This is a genomic window from Pseudomonas sp. LBUM1661 (assembly GCF_059695925.1).
The window spans coordinates 4,124,507-4,139,970 of sequence record NZ_CP166794.1; the positions used below are offsets into that span (position 1 = coordinate 4,124,507).

Genomic DNA, 15,464 nt, shown 5'->3' on the forward strand with positions numbered 1-15,464 from the left:
GCGAACCCTACACGATTGCCTTGAGTGTTATTTGGGCCGGCGTACTGCTCTGACTTTTGCGCTGGTGCCGCCGCCGCAGAAGAATTGATCGGCGCCGTCGGATTCAAGGCCTGAGACGCCGACGCCGGCCGGCATCTTCACGCTTTCCAGCACTTTGCCGGTGTTCGAATCGATGTGCCGCAACTCGCTCTCCTCGCCTTCCCACGTGCCGTGCCACAACTGTCCTTCGACCCAGGTCACCCCGGTGACAAAGCGGTTCGATTCGAGGGTGCGCAGAATCTTCCCGGTCTCGGGATCGATCTGATGAATCTTGCGCTCCTGATATTCACCGACCCACAACGTTCCTTCCGCCCACGTCAGCCCCGAGTCACTGCCACCGGGCGCCGGGATGGTGGCGAGTACACGGCCAGTCTGCGGGTCGATTTTCTGGATGCGGTCCTCGGCGATCTGAAACAGGTGCCGGCCATCGAAGGCGGTGCCGGCATGGGCGGCGACATCGATCGAGCGCAGCGTCTTGCCGCTTGCAGGGTCGAGGGCATTGAGTTTGTCGCCGGTCGCAAACCAGACATGCTGGCCGTCGTAGGTGACGCCATGGATTTTGTCGACGCCGGCAAACGGGCCATATTCACGGAGGATTTCTGCAGCTGAACTTTTCATGTTGGTTTCCTCGTCACGGGGTGTGTGCAGTGATCCTAATCACTGGGCAGTGGCGCCGGGAGTAACAAGGTCGTCGCGAAACCCGGCACCGGCGGGGTCATCCAGCGTCGCGCCCGGCCACGACCGAACGACTGCACCTTGCCAGTGGAGGCCAGTTCGTCGAGCACCCGTTGCACCGTCCGCTGACTGGCGCCAAGGGCCAGCGCCAAGGCCGAACTCGCCCACGATTCACCGTCGGCGAGGAAGGCGAACACCGCCGCGTGCTTCTCTTCGACCGGGCGAGCCAACAGCACAACGTCGCCGGCAATCAGCGGCACCAGTGCAAAACCGCGCGACGTTGCGTTCACGCCGGCCAAGGGTTTGAGCGCTGCACGCAGACGCCCGACTTCGACGCGCAACCGGGCACGAAGGGACTCATCGGCGTGCTTCAAACGGAAGGCTCGGCTGATCAGCACTTCCCTCGGTACATCGGCGGGCCAGGCTTCGGCCAGCGCACGCGCGAGGGTGAACAGGACCGGGCGCGTGGCGAGGGACACCGTCATCCCGGCGCCACGCACGGCGTAACGGCACGCGTCCACCACCAGCGAGGTTGACGCAAGCAATGCTTCAACCTCCTCCAGCAACAAGGGCTTTTCCTCGCCGCCGGCAATCAACCGTGCAGCGGGCGTGTTCAGGACCAGAGTTGCGTTTTCGACCTCTGCCGTCAGCGCAGGAATGCCGGCGTCATGGGCGGCGTGTTCGGCTCTGCTGAGGGCCGACCGTGCCTTGTGCGTTTCCAGTCGCCGCATCGCGATGCCTGCCACGATCAGTTCGTGAGCGGCGCGCAGTGCCGGCGGCAATGGCCCGGGGTCGAGTTCGGCAAGCAGCAATTCGGCCTCATCCAGCCGCCCGATCAGCAACAAACGTCGGATCTGCAGATACCGTGCATGGGCGGCGTTGACCCGATCGCCGTGGTTCTCCAGCGTCACCCGCGCAGCCTCAAGTGCCTTTACCGGCCAACCCAGATCCCGCGACGCCAGCGCGATCTCGGCCTCGGCAACCACACACCGCGCCCGAGCCAAAGACTCCTTCGGCCCAAAGGCCCGCGCGGCCTTCTGCACCAGCGCCTTCGCTCGAACCAGATCGCCGAGCTGCGCCATCGCGATGCCCCGAAGCGCGAGGGCTGGCGCATCGTCGCGCAGTGCGACCAGGTCCAGCGCACCGAGCGGGTCACCCGCCGCCAGCGCCCGCGCCGCTGCCGTGATCAGCGAATCCATAATCCCGCCACTCGTGTCACTCCCACCGTCGGATGCCCGCTGTTCAGTCTATCTCACGACTCACCACCACGAAGGACGGCACTTGAGGGAGCGAACCAGTAAAACCTTCGACCAGCGGCGAAGTGCCGACGAGTACGGTGGGAGCGAAGTGAACACCGTCTAATCCGGCAGTTTCAGCGACTCAATCAGCGTTTGTTCGTCAACCTGTCAGCGCCCTACAAACATCTACTTACAAAACAGTCATTCATAAAGCTAGATCTTGTACTAACGAGTGTTACGTTACGCCGCTTAATCGGGCCATGAGATGTTCTGTTTTAATTATGCGCATCACCTTACCTGGTCTTCCTGCCCTCAGTGCTTACCTTGTCCTTGCTTGCCTCTTCGCGGGCGCATGGTTCACCCATCCTGCCCCCAAGCATGCGTCCTTTGCCCTGATGAGCCCGGCGATGGCCGTGGCTGACAAGGTGGCCAAACCCATTTACACCAGCCGCTTCGCCTCCTCCGGGTTGGTGGACTTCGTGCATTCCTCGGCGGTAACCGCCTTGCCTGACGGCAGCCTGATGGCGGTCTGGTTCGCCGGCACGCGCGAAGGCGCCGCCGACGTGCAGGTGCGCTCCGCCCGTTTTAACGTGAGCACCGGCGAATGGGGCGCGGAACAGGTCATGGCGACCCGCGATTCGACCCAGCAAGGCACCCGCAAATACATTCGTAAACTGGGCAACCCGGTGGTTGCACTGGCGCCGGACAATCGCCTGTGGTTGTTCTATGTGTCCGTGTCCATGGGTGGCTGGGCCGGTAGCGCGGTCAACGTAATGGTGTCGGACGACTTCGGCGCGCATTGGTCCGAGCCGCGCCAGTTGATCACTTCGCCCTTTTTGAACATCAGCACCCTGGTCCGCTCGGCACCGGTGTTTCATGTCGATGGCTCCATCGGCTTGCCGGTCTACCACGAATTCCTGGGCAAGTTTGCCGAGTACCTGTACTTGAGCTCAGACGGTGAGGTGATCGACAAATACCGCATCAGCCACGGCAATAACTCATTGCAACCGGCGGTCGTTCCGCTGGACGGCCAGCGAGGCATCGCCTTGTTGCGCTACGCGGGCTCCACTCACCACCGTGTTTTGGCGAGCCGCACTGAAGATGCCGGGCAAACCTGGAGCGAACCTTATCCGCTCGACCCCTCCAATCCGAATTCCTCCCTGGCGGCAGTCGCGACGCCTGAACACGGGTTGCTGGTCGCGCTCAACGACCTGCAAGAGGGCCGCTTCAAGCTGAGCCTGTATGGCACCGACGCGAAAATGGACGATTGGCGCTCGTTGCGCGATCTGGACAAATCACCGGACCCAGAGGGCGCACCGTTTTCACCCCTCGCCTACAAGGAAATCATCGGCAGAGAATTCCGTGGTTCCAGTGGCAAGCTTCGCGAACCGCTGGAGGCGCAATTCCTCGACAACCTCGACAAGCGTGTCTGCAAAAGCCAAGGCTGTGAGTTTGAGTATGAATACCCCTACTTCATCCGCAGCCCCGACGGCATGTATCACCTGGTTTATTCCTGGAACAACACCTTCATCAAACACGTCACCTTCAACGATGCGTGGCTGTCCGAGCGTCTCAAATGATTAGTCTGTGGCAAGCCCACGTCAGCTTCGCGATGATCCTCTTCCTGGTGCTGCCGTCTTTTGGTCTGAATAAGGTCTGGCGCATCGCGCTGCTGATCGCACTGTTGGCCGCCAGTTTCATACCGCTGGACGGGTTAACGCTGGCCGCGTACTTGCGCAGCCACATTGATGACCTGGCGATCACCTCACTGGTGTTCATGGTGTGGGGCTGTTTGCGTCGGCTGGATATATTGCCGCCTGCGCAGCACGGACAAACCAGCGTGCTGATCCTCTTCGCCGCGATGGCCCTCGTGCTGTACCCGGCAACCCTGGGGTTGAGTGACCTGGACCCTTACCGGTTGGGTTTCAGCCCGCGTCCGCTGTTGATTTTCGTGGCACTGCTGACGCTGGGCCTGTTTTACCTGCGCAACGGCTTGGCCGTCGTGATGCTGGCCAGCGCGACCCTGGCCTTCCTCGTCGGGATAAAACCGTCGCATAACTATTGGGATTACCTGATTGATCCGCTGCTGGGCCTGTATTGCTGCCTGGCATTGCTGACGCTGGCGATGCGCTGGACGTATCGCTGGCTGATCACGCTGCGCAGTCCCATGCCAAACAGATCCGTTTAAGATTTGACGCTATTTTTTACAGGGGAACACGGATGGGTTGGCTGAAATCGAGACGTTTACATTACTGGCTGGGCGCAACAGCGATCGCGTTTGTGCTGTTTGCACTGCTGCGTGTGGTGTTCTTTTTCGGCTTTTCCGGTTTCGACGCCAACGCCCTGAGCGACGAAAAAGCTGTCCTGGAAACCCTGGGCATCGGCTTTCGTTTCGACCTGCGCCTGGCCATCCTGGTGATGCTGCCGTTGGCGTTGCTGGCCTGGATTCCTCGCTGGAACCTGATCGGCAGCCGTCTGCTTCGCCTCCTCGCCCGGGTCTATCTGGTGGCTATCCTCAGCGCGCTGCTGCTGATCTACATCATCGATTTTGGCCATTACGCCTACCTGGGCGTGCGGATCAACGCCACGGTGTTGCGCTTCATCGAAGATGCGCAAATCTCCCGTGACATGGTCTGGCAGACCTACCCGGTTATCTGGATTTCATTGGGCTGGCTGGCAACCGTCACTCTGGTGACCCTGGCACTGGTGCGTCTGGAACGCATCACGCTGGACCGCCCGCGCCAAGTCATTCACCCGCTCTCCGCCACATGGGGTGGCGCGGTGATGGTGGTGCTGGTGCTGCTGGGTATTTTGGGCCGTGTGGAAAACATGAACCTTGAGAACCCGGTCCCGCTGCGCTGGAGCGATGCGTTTTTCTCGGGCAATAACCAAGTAGCGGCGTTGGGCCTGAACCCGGTGATTTTCCTCTACGACACGGTCAAGGTCGGCCAGTCGCGCTATGACGAAGCGCAGGTGCGCGAACACTACGCGGTCATGGCCAAGTATCTGGGCGTCGAGCAGCCTGATCCGCAAGCCCTGAACTTCGTCCGCCATCAAGCGCCACAACCTTACAAAGTACCGGGTTCGCGACCGCCGAACGTGATGTTCATCATGCTCGAATCACTGGGTACCAGTGCCGTCGGCGCCTATGGCAACCCGATCAACCCGACGCCGAATATCGATCGCCTGGCCACTCAGAGCTGGTTCTTCGAACACTTCTACGTGCCGGTAACCGGGACCGCAAAAACCGTCTGGGCCAGCATCAGCGGAGTGCCTGACGTGACTCGCCAGGAAACCGCGACGCGTAATCCGCTGATCACCAAGCAGAATACGCTGATCAATGCCTTCACCGGCTACGAGAAGATCTACACCATCGGCGGCAACTCCGGTTGGGCCAACATGAATGCCTTGATTCGGCAAAGCATCGATGGCGTGCGCTTGTTCGAAGAGCGTGACTGGAAATCCCCGGTAGTGGATGTCTGGGGGATCTCGGATCTGGACCTGTTCAAGGAAACCGACCAGATCGTGCAAGCGCTGCCCAAGGACAAACCGTTCTTCGCCTACGTGCAAACGGCCGGCAATCATCGTCCCTTCACGATTCCCAAGACCAATGACGGGTTCGAGGTCAAGCACCCGACCCTGGAAGAAGTCCAGGCCGCTGGCTCACGCAGTGTCGAGCAGTACAACGCCGTGCGCTTGCTGGACTTCAACATCGGCCGCCTGATGGAAATCGCCAAGGCCGGTGGCTGGTACGAAAACACCATTTTTGTGATGTTCGGCGACCACAACACCCGTATCGCCCAGATCCCTTTCCTGGCACCGGCCTACGAGCAACTGGGCCTGGAAAGCAACGCGGTGCCGATGCTCATCCACGCCCCCGGCTTGCTCGGGACGCGTAAGGTCGAGGAAGCGGTCGGCCTGGTGGACTTGCTGCCAACCGTGGCCGGCATGGCCGGCCTTGAGTTCCGCAACAGCGGCATGGGCCGTGATATCCAGCAGCCAGCGCCGGAGGGTGAGCGCGTGGTGCCGTTGGTCTTGCGTGAAGGCACCTTCCCGCTGATTGCCGGCGTGACTCAACACTACATGGTGCAGATGGAGCACGACGGCAGCTCGCCGAGCCTGCATGATCTGGCCTCACAAACCCCGCTGGACAACGTCGCCCAGCAAAACCCTGAAGAATTCAAACGCTTGGTGGAGCTGACCCGCGCCATGCATGAAACCTCACGGTTGATGCTGTACCAGAACGTGCGCAAGTGAGGGTTTTCCCGCGTCTATACTGCAAATAGACGCGGGGTTACCCGTGGCTCCTTAAAAGACTCTGCCTATCACGATCTAATACTCCACCTATTAGCTGACTTCCCAACTGGGGTCTAACCTTAGTCGAGCGCTGGCACCATAAGCCGGCCGGTAAGAGCTGATAAGGAGATAGGAATGGGTCAGAAGCCTGACTAAACCTGCCGTGGGCCACCGTGCAGGCAACTCGATTGCCGCTGTTCAGAATCCCCGAGTCATCAAAACAATCAGTTGATCAAAGTGCTGGCCCTGCAGCCTGTGTCATTGGTTTCGCCCGTTGCTGTTTAACGCCCAACGCTGGGCCGAATAGCCGGATGAACACGACCAAAGGTAGCTCACAGATGGCAAACGAATCGAAATGCCCGTTCAATCACGCCGCTGGCGGTGGCACAACGAACCGCGACTGGTGGCCGAACCAACTGAATCTGAAGATCCTGCACCAGCACTCGTCCCTGTCCGATCCCCTGGGCGAGCGCTTCAACTATGCCCAAGCGTTCAAAAACCTGGACTTTGCGGCGGTCAAACAAGACCTGAATGCACTGATGACCGATTCTCAGGATTGGTGGCCAGCGGACTTCGGCCACTACGGGCCCCTCTTCATTCGCATGGCCTGGCACGCCGCTGGCACGTACCGCACCGGTGACGGGCGTGGCGGTGCCGGCTCCGGTCAACAACGCTTCGCCCCGCTCAACAGCTGGCCGGATAACGTCAGCCTCGACAAGGCGCGCCGGCTGCTCTGGCCGATCAAGCAAAAGTACGGTCGTAACATTTCCTGGGCGGACCTGATCGTCCTCACCGGCAACGTCGCGCTGGAATCCATGGGCTTCAAGACCTTCGGGTTTTCTGGCGGGCGTCCTGACGTCTGGGAACCGGATGAAGACGTTTACTGGGGTTCTGAAAACAAGTGGCTGGGCGGCGACACGCGCTACGGCAAAGACAATGAACCCATGCAAGAGCCCGGCGAAGGCCCACTCGTTGCCGAACCCGGCGAAAACGAAGAGAGCCGTACCGAGCAGGGACGCAACCTCGAAAACCCGCTCGCTGCGGTGCAGATGGGCTTGATCTACGTCAACCCTGAAGGCCCCGAAGGCAACCCGGATCCCGTCGCTTCGGCCAAGGACATCCGTGAAACGTTCGGTCGCATGGCGATGAATGACGAGGAAACCGTAGCCCTGATCGCCGGCGGCCACGCCTTCGGCAAGACCCACGGCGCCGGACCTGCCGACAATGTCGGCGCCGAGCCGGAAGCGGCTGGCCTCGAACAACAGGGCTTTGGCTGGAAGAACAGCTTTGGCACCGGCAAAGGCCCGGACACCATCACCAGCGGCCTGGAAGTAACCTGGACCACCACGCCCACCCGGTGGAGCAACAACTACCTGGAAAACCTGTTCGGTTTCGAGTGGGAACTGAGTAAAAGCCCGGCCGGTGCAAACCAATGGATAGCGAAAAACGGCGCGGGGGCCGGCACCATTCCAGACGCACACGACCCGTCCAAGCGGCGCAATCCGACCATGCTGACCTCGGACCTGGCCCTGCGATTCGACCCGATCTACGAACCGATTGCGCGACGCTTCCTGGCCAATCCCGATCAATTGGCCGACGCCTTCGCCCGCGCCTGGTTCAAGTTGATCCACCGCGACATGGGGCCACTCTCGCGCTACCTCGGCCCGGAAATGCCGGCTGAAGAACTGCTGTGGCAAGACCCTATCCCGGCGGTCGACCACGAACTGGTCAACGACAGTGACGTCGCTGCACTCAAGAGCAAAATCCTCGCCTCGGGCCTGTCGGTCTCGCAGCTGGTGTCGACGGCCTGGGCGGCGGCTTCCACTTTCCGAGGCTCGGACAAGCGCGGCGGCGCCAACGGTGGCCGCCTGCGTCTGGCTCCGCAGAAATTCTGGCAAGCCAACCAGCCTGAGCAACTGGCCAACGTGCTGGGCAAACTCGAAAGCATCCAGAATGAGTTCAACAGCGGCGGCAAGAAAATCTCGCTGGCGGACCTGATCGTGCTGGCCGGTAACGCCGGCGTCGAACAGGCTGCAAAAAATGCCGGGCACACCGTGACGGTGCCCTTCACACCGGGGCGAATGGATGCCTCGCAAGAGCAAACGGACGTGGAATCGTTCGGTTTCCTTGAGCCGATTGCCGATGGCTTCCGCAACTACCTCAAAGGCAGATACCGCGTACCGTCCGAACAGCTGTTGATCGACAAGGCGCAACTGCTGACGCTTACCGCGCCTGAAATGACCGCGCTCATTGGCGGCCTGCGGGTGCTGGACACCAACGTCGGGCAAACCAGGCACGGGGTCTTCACGAAGCAGCCAGGGGCGTTGACCAACGACTTCTTCACCAACCTGCTGGACATGGGCGTGGAGTGGAAACCGGTCTCGGAAGCTAACGAGGAGTTCGAAGGCCGCGATCGCAAAACGGGTGAAGCGAAGTGGACTGCCACCCGTGTCGACCTGGTCTTTGGCTCGAATGCGCAGCTGCGCGCGTTGGCCGAGGTCTATGCCAGCAGCGACGCGAAGGAACAATTCGTCAACGACTTCGTGGCGGCATGGACCAAGGTGATGAACCTGGATCGCTTCGACCTTAAGTAATCGGTATCACTGAACGATCGCAACGCCTCCCATTGTGGAGGCGTTGTGCTTTTTGCCAGCGCTGTCGCTGGAAGCACTAAACCGGAGAAATCGTGGCAAGCGCGCCAATCAAAAGGGTCAACACCAGAAATCCACCCAGGAAAATCGCCATCTTGCCCATGAAGGCCTCCTACATTGAGTTTGCGGTGCAGCCCGTTCGGTGAACGCTGACCGTGCCGTCATTGTGAGCCTAGGGCTGTGTGCATGACAGAGGCAGATTGCGATGAAAAGTACGGATCAGATGCTGTCGAAGGCTGCGATCTCAAAGTCATAAAAACGAAAAAAGCTCCGTCCCATCTCAATGGAACGGAGCCTCTTACCGCACTAACCGCCGTTTACAGGTCAGTGATTTCCTTGTGGCGCGGCACCAGCATTTTCATCACGCTCCATGCCACCAGATAGGCCAGCGCACAGATTGCAAACATGATCATGTAACCGGTGTGAATATCGTTGATGGACTTGTAGTAGTCGAACACCCAACCGCCGATCTTGGTCATCACGACCCCCCCCAAGCCGCCTGCCATGCCGCCAATACCGACCACCGAAGCGACGGTCTTTTTCGGGAACATGTCGGACACGGTGGTGAAGATATTGCACGACCACGCCTGGTGCGCCGACGCGCCCACGCCGATCAGCAATACCGGCACCCAGAAACTGATGTAACCGAATGGCTGTGCCAGCAGCACCAGCAGCGGGAAGCACGCAATCACCAGCATGGCTTTCATGCGACCGTCATACGGCTTGTCGCCGCGCGCCATGAAATAGCTCGGGAACCAGCCGCCGCCAATACTGCCGACCATGGTCATGCTGTACAGCACGGCCAGCGGCAACACGATGGCCTGGCCTTTCATGCCGTATTGCGCCGACAGATAAGTCGGCAACCAGAACAAGAAGAACCACCACACGCCGTCGGTCATGAACTTGCCGAAGGCAAAGGCCCAGGTCTGGCGGTAGGTCAGCAATTTGAACCACGAGACTTTTTTGGCGACTTCGCCCGCCACCGGCGCGGTGACTACTTCCACGGTGTCATCGCTGCGGATGTAGGCCAACTCCTGCGCCGACAAGCGTTTTTGCTGTTCCGGTTTCTCGTACAAGGCAATCCAGACGGCTACCCAAACGAAGCCCAACATGCCGATCACGATAAACGCTGCTTCCCAGCCCCAGAGACCGGCGATCAGCGGCACGCAAATCGGTGCCAGGACCGCGCCAACGTTCGCGCCGGAGTTGAAGATACCGGTGGCGAAGGAGCGTTCCTTTTTCGGGAAGTATTCGGCAGTGGCCTTGATCGCAATCGGGAAGTTACCCGCTTCACCGATCGCCAACACAGCGCGCGACAGCATGAAGCCGGCAATCGAGACCGGGATGACCGCCAGGCCGAACGCGCTGCTCACGGCAGCGATGCCCTCGCCCATCGGCACCGAAAACGCGTGCATTATCGCGCCGGTCGACCAAATGCCGATCGCCACGATATAGGCCGTCTTGGTGCCGATTTTATCGACGAAACGGCCGGCGAACAGCATGGAGATCGCGTACACGAACTGGAAAACCGAAGCGATGTTGGCGTAATCGGTGTTGCTCCAGCCAAATTGTGTCGACAGGTCTGGCGCCAACAAACTCAGTACCTGACGGTCCAGGTAATTGACAGTGGTGGCAAAAAACAACAGCGCACAGATCGTCCAGCGATATTTGCCAACGGCCTGGCCTATGCGTTGCGGATTGATGGGCTCGTTCAGATTCATAGCATCACTTTATTATTGGATTATGGTGATGATCTCTCGGTTTCAAGCGAGATCAATTGTGTCGTAAGGCATCGCCAAAACGCGAGAGTCCGCGCCAGGGCAAGTCAGGGTTCGCCGTGTTCCCGATCGACTTATTGTGTTCTCCCGCCACCGGTTGGATCACGCGCAGCAAAATTCTCAGGGCGGACTTTTAGCGAGTGCTATGAGGCGTTTGGAGCATGCAATGGGCGTGACGGTGCGAACGGGCGATCGGTCAAGATCGAGCCAGGGGAAGCGGCAATCGAGGAGGTGAGGACGTTGGTGGAATTCATAGTGGGGGCCGACACTCATTTTTATTTTTAGGGTTGAACAGCTGACTTATCGTCTGTCGTCGTACAACTGTCGCTTTTATATCGACTTCGGTGCCGGGCTGTCAATCTGAAAAATGGCCGTTCGTCTTGATAAAGATGGCTTGCTGGAGTTTCTATTTCGTACGGGTTGTGCAGGCTGTGGGGTTGTTAGCCTTTGATTTGTGGGGTGTTGAGGGCGGGGTTTGGGGCTTTAAGCGTCAAGATTTGTTGTACGACGACCAACACCATGCATTGGGTGTATATCCGTTGTTTCGGTAACGGCTGCTATTGGTTCCGCCCTTACGGCGAGTCACTTTCGAAAAGCGCGAAAGTAACCAAAGCGCTTTTGCCCTTTCGTTCGGTGCCTCGCTAAGGCTCGGCATGCCCTCGCTCCGGTCCTGCTCCGTGGGCCCGCCGCCATCGGCCATCCATGGCCGGGGGCGGCTAACCCGGCATCCATGCCGGGTTGCCCACTGCGCAGAACCTCCACTCGGCCTTACGAGGGGCGGTGCGTCAAAATCAAAAGCACGGCGGCCTGCAGGCCGGCCTGACTGGGAAATACGCATTCCCCTGTAGGAGCGAGCTTGCTCGCGAAGGACGCCAATGATGACGCGTTTTAACAGGATAAACGCGGTGCCTGTGGGTTCATCGCGAGCGAGCTCGCTCCTACAGGGGACCGTGTTTTTTTAGATGTTGCGTTCGCTTTTGATCTGGCTGTTGCTTTGCTTTGGCTCCAGATCTACCGCCCCTTTCCCATAGGCCGAACGCAGGCGTTGCGCAGGGGGTACCGCGGCAAGGATGCCGCGGTAGCCGCCCCCGGCCAGGGATGGCCGATGGCGGCGGGCCCCCGGAGCAATGCCGGAGTGAGGGCATGCCGAGCCTAAGCGAGGCACCGAATGGAGGGGCAAGACCTTTTGGTTACTTTTGGGGCGTTTGCCAAAAGTGACCCGCTGTAAGAGCGGAACCGTAAGTAGCCGTTACCGCAGCAACGGATATACCCCCATCCCAATCGCCATAATCCAACCCCCAATTCCCCCTAAAAAATTAGTAGCTTTTTTGACGCTGTAATTGCGTCATTAACACATCCGTCATCAAACAAAAAAACCAGCTTGCTCTTTGAAAGAGTGATGCTAGCGTGACATCAGATCAGCGGTTTGTTATTCGCCAATTAAGCGTTTAAATCTTGCGCTACGCTCTTCATTGCAGCACTGAAAGGTTTGCAATCATTCCGGGAGCGGATGGCACGTCACCGGGTTGAAGCCGTGCGAAACCATCGCCGACCCAGCGACAGGGTGATCGTAGGTGAATCCAAAACATGCCGTCTATGCAAGTCAGGGAGCCTGGGATATGCGCGCAGAGAAGCGGTTTTACTCGCTGGACAGTTTCAGGGGGCTGCTGGCCGCTTCCGTGATGCTCTATCACTTGCGCGTCAGCGACAGCTTTACCGAATGGTTGTTTTTTCGCCATGCCGACGTCTTTGTTTCGTTCTTTTTTGTACTGAGCGGCTTTGTCTTGACGCATGCCTATGGCAGCGCTGTGCAGTTTAATTTTCGCAGATTCTTCATAACGCGGACTTTCCGTTTATTGCCGCTGCACCTCTTCATGTTGGGTGTTTTTATACTCTTGGAGTGCGGCCGGTATATGGCTGTCCAAAAAGGCATGACGTTCAACAATGCGCCTTTCACTGGAAAGTTTGCCCCGGCTGAAATTCTGCCTAATGCGCTGCTGTTGCAATCTTGGACGTACTTGACCAATCCACTGTCGTTCAACTATCCGTCCTGGAGCATCAGTATCGAGTACTACACCTATATGATCTTCGCCGTGATCCTGAGCATCGCCTTCGGGGTCAGGACATGGGTATGGGCGACGATGGTCTGCGTGGCCCTGGCATTGATGTTTGCAGGCAATACCTTCTTCACCATCGAGTCGCTGCGGGGCATCACCTATTTTTTCACTGGCTGCCTGGCGTATGCCGTGTATCTGAAGCTCCCCCATCCCGGCCCGGCCAACGCCGGGTTGCTGACAGCGCTTGAAGTGGCGGCGGTGGCAGCGGCGCTGGTGTTCGTGGTCAACGATTTTGCAGGCAAAGCGTTGGTGGCCAGCCCGTTGTTCGGCGTCATCGTTTTGATATTCGCCTTTGATGGCGGCGCGGTGTCGCGGTTGCTGGCGGGACGGCCCTTCGGGTTTCTCGGCAAGTTGTCTTATTCCATCTACCTGACCCACGCGGCCATTCTGTTTTGCGTCGTGTCGGCGTTCATGGTGGCGGCAAAGGTTCTCGGCGTTGACATAGCACCGATGATCGACGGAACCCGCTACCTGGACACCGGCAATGCCCTGTTCAACAACGTCATCGCGTTGCTGGTAGTGGGTGGGGTAATCCTGGTATCGATGTTCACCTACCGCTATGTCGAAATGACCGGGCAAGCCCTTGGCCGAACGCTCAGCAACAAACCCGCGCACAGAAGCCCGGTGTTGAGGCCGGACGCTGACTGAACGCAGGCCCTCAAAACCCACCCACAAAAAAGCCCACTGACCGTCACCGGTTCAGTGGGCTTTGCGATTGCGCTTCTACTTACAAAGCCATATCGCTGGCAGCATTTGCCTTCGGCGCTTTCGCCTTGTCAGCATCAGCCGGAGCAGCAGCCGGAGCGACCACCTGCCCCATCGCCGGTGGCGGAGTCAGCTGCAACACCTTGGCGGTGTAAGCCCACTCCTCAGCCACTTTGGCTGGATCGTTGTTCAACTGAGTGCCATAGCTCGGCACGATCTGGTGCAGCTTTTCCTGCCAGGCAGGCGAAGCCACCTTGTCCTTGAACACTTTCTGCAGCACGGTCAGCATGATCGGCGCAGCGGTCGATGCACCTGGCGATGCGCCCAGCAGGCCAGCGATGGTGCCGTCTTGCGAGGCAACGATTTCAGTACCCAGTTTCAGCACGCCGCCCGCTGCTTCATCACGCTTGATGATTTGCACGCGTTGGCCGGCTTGCCACAGGCGCCAGTCTTCGGCTTTGGCGTTCGGGAAGTATTCTTTCAGGGCGTTGAGGCGATCTTCGTCAGACAGCATCAGTTGGCCAGCAAGGTACTCCACCAACGGGTATTCCTTGATGCCGACCTTGGTCATTGGCCACACGTTGTGCGTGGTCGTGGTGGTCAGCAGGTCCAGGTACGAGCCTTCTTTGAGAAACTTGGTGCTGAAGGTCGCGAATGGGCCAAACAGGATCACGCGCTTGCCGTCCAGCACGCGGGTGTCCAGGTGCGGAACCGACATCGGCGGCGCGCCAACGGAGGCTTTGCCGTAGGCCTTGGCCAGGTGTTGCTCGGCGATGGTCGGGTTTTCGGTGACGAGGAACGAGCCGCCTACCGGGAAGCCAGCGTATTCCTTGGCTTCAGGAATGCCGGACTTCTGCAGCAAGTGCAGTGCACCGCCGCCCGCGCCAATGAAGACGAACTTGGCGTCGGTTTCGGATTTGCTGCCGTCTTTCAGGTTTTTGTAGCTGACGCGCCAGCTGCCGTCTGCGTTCTTGGTAATGTCTTGCACTTCGCTAGACAGCTTCAAGTCGAACTTCGGCGTGGTTTGCAGGTGCGCAACGAACTGGCGGGTGATCTCGCCAAAGTTGACGTCGGTGCCGATCGGAGACCAGGTGGCCGCGATTTTCTGGTTCGGGTCGCGCCCTTCCATCATCAGCGGAACCCACTTCTTGATTACAGCCGGGTCTTCGGAGTACTGCATGCCGGCAAACAACGGGCTCGCTTGCAAAGCGTCGTAACGCTTTTTCAGGAACTTGATGTTGTCGTCGCCCCACACAAAGCTCATGTGCGGCGTGGAATTGATGAACGAACGCGGGTTTTTCAGCACGCCTTGCTGAACCTGCCAGGCCCAGAACTGACGGGAGATCTGGAACGCTTCGTTGATTTCAACGGCTTTCGGGATCGAGACTTTGCCGTTCTCGTCTTCCGGGGTGTAGTTCAACTCGGCCAGGGCGGAGTGACCGGTACCGGCGTTGTTCCAGCCGTTGGAGCTTTCCAGGGCGACGCCGTCGAGGCGCTCGACCATTTCCATCGACATGCCCGGTTCCAGCTCATTGAGCCAGACACCCAGGGTCGCGCTCATGATGCCGCCGCCAATGAGCAGCACATCGACTTTCTTTGCCTCTTCCGCTTGCGCGGACGCGATCCCCATCGACAAAGCCAGCCCAAGCAGGGCTGTGTTCATTTTTTTAAACATCTGTAGCACCTATGATAAAACGCCATCCGCCCTTCCATCCGCAGTCACAAGGCCCCTGGTTCACGGCAAGCAGGCAGCCTGTCGTGGGTTCCCGCGCATAGGGATTGGAGGGTGGGCACACAAGGCCGACTTACTGCATCGACCTCAGTTTATATGTCCCTACTGAACTGGTTTTTTATCATTATTGGCCTCAGCTACTTGAGCGACAGTGATTCTGTTGGCGCGTCGCAAGGACACGCAAACTGAACAGGTCAAACCAAGTTAATGCGAAGAATATCACGACACGGCAA

At 59.0% G+C, this 15,464-nt stretch carries 9 protein-coding genes; 5 read left to right on the plus strand and 4 right to left on the minus strand.

Translation table 11 applies throughout. From position 1 onward, the window contains the following. Window positions 1–27: 27 nt before the first annotated feature. Complete coding sequence (locus ACA057_RS18900) at window positions 28–657, minus strand: Vgb family protein (RefSeq protein ID WP_497341276.1); 630 nt, start codon at window positions 655–657, stop codon at window positions 28–30. Window positions 658–692: 35 nt separating this feature from the next. Continuing rightward, window positions 693–1,913, minus strand: coding sequence for a helix-turn-helix domain-containing protein (locus ACA057_RS18905; RefSeq protein ID WP_497341278.1), 1,221 nt, complete (start codon window positions 1,911–1,913; stop codon window positions 693–695). Between the two features lie 320 nt (window positions 1,914–2,233). Between ACA057_RS18905 and ACA057_RS18910 the strand changes: the two genes are divergently transcribed. The 4 genes from ACA057_RS18910 to katG all read left to right on the plus strand — a co-directional run bounded on the left by ACA057_RS18910 (window position 2,234) and on the right by katG (window position 8,842). Further along, window positions 2,234–3,532 (plus strand): sialidase family protein, encoded by a 1,299-nt coding sequence (locus tag ACA057_RS18910; protein ID WP_497341280.1) that lies wholly within the window; start codon window positions 2,234–2,236, stop codon window positions 3,530–3,532. Continuing rightward, window positions 3,529–4,140, plus strand: a complete 612-nt coding sequence (locus tag ACA057_RS18915; RefSeq protein ID WP_497341282.1) for a hypothetical protein — start codon at window positions 3,529–3,531, stop codon at window positions 4,138–4,140. Before ACA057_RS18910 ends, ACA057_RS18915 begins: the two co-directional genes overlap by 4 nt. Window positions 4,141–4,172: 32 nt before the next feature. Beyond that, window positions 4,173–6,209, plus strand: coding sequence for an LTA synthase family protein (locus ACA057_RS18920; RefSeq protein ID WP_497341284.1), 2,037 nt, complete (start codon window positions 4,173–4,175; stop codon window positions 6,207–6,209). Between the two features lie 377 nt (window positions 6,210–6,586). Then, window positions 6,587–8,842 (plus strand): catalase/peroxidase HPI, encoded by a 2,256-nt coding sequence (gene katG, locus ACA057_RS18925; RefSeq protein ID WP_497341286.1) that lies wholly within the window; start codon window positions 6,587–6,589, stop codon window positions 8,840–8,842. A 374-nt stretch (window positions 8,843–9,216) separates the two neighbouring features. Here the strand turns inward: katG and ACA057_RS18930 are convergent, their stop codons facing one another. Beyond that, the gene (locus ACA057_RS18930; RefSeq protein WP_497341288.1) at window positions 9,217–10,620 is read right to left on the minus strand and encodes an MFS transporter; all 1,404 of its coding nucleotides are present in this window, start codon (window positions 10,618–10,620) and stop codon (window positions 9,217–9,219) included. Between the two features lie 1,676 nt (window positions 10,621–12,296). Here ACA057_RS18930 and ACA057_RS18935 point away from each other — a divergent pair. Beyond that, entirely contained in the window at window positions 12,297–13,442 is a 1,146-nt protein-coding gene (locus ACA057_RS18935) for an acyltransferase family protein (protein WP_497341290.1), read from the plus strand. Between the two features lie 79 nt (window positions 13,443–13,521). Here the strand turns inward: ACA057_RS18935 and mqo are convergent, their stop codons facing one another. Next, window positions 13,522–15,174 (minus strand): malate dehydrogenase (quinone), encoded by a 1,653-nt coding sequence (gene mqo, locus ACA057_RS18940; protein WP_497341292.1) that lies wholly within the window; start codon window positions 15,172–15,174, stop codon window positions 13,522–13,524. Window positions 15,175–15,464 lie beyond the last annotated feature (290 nt).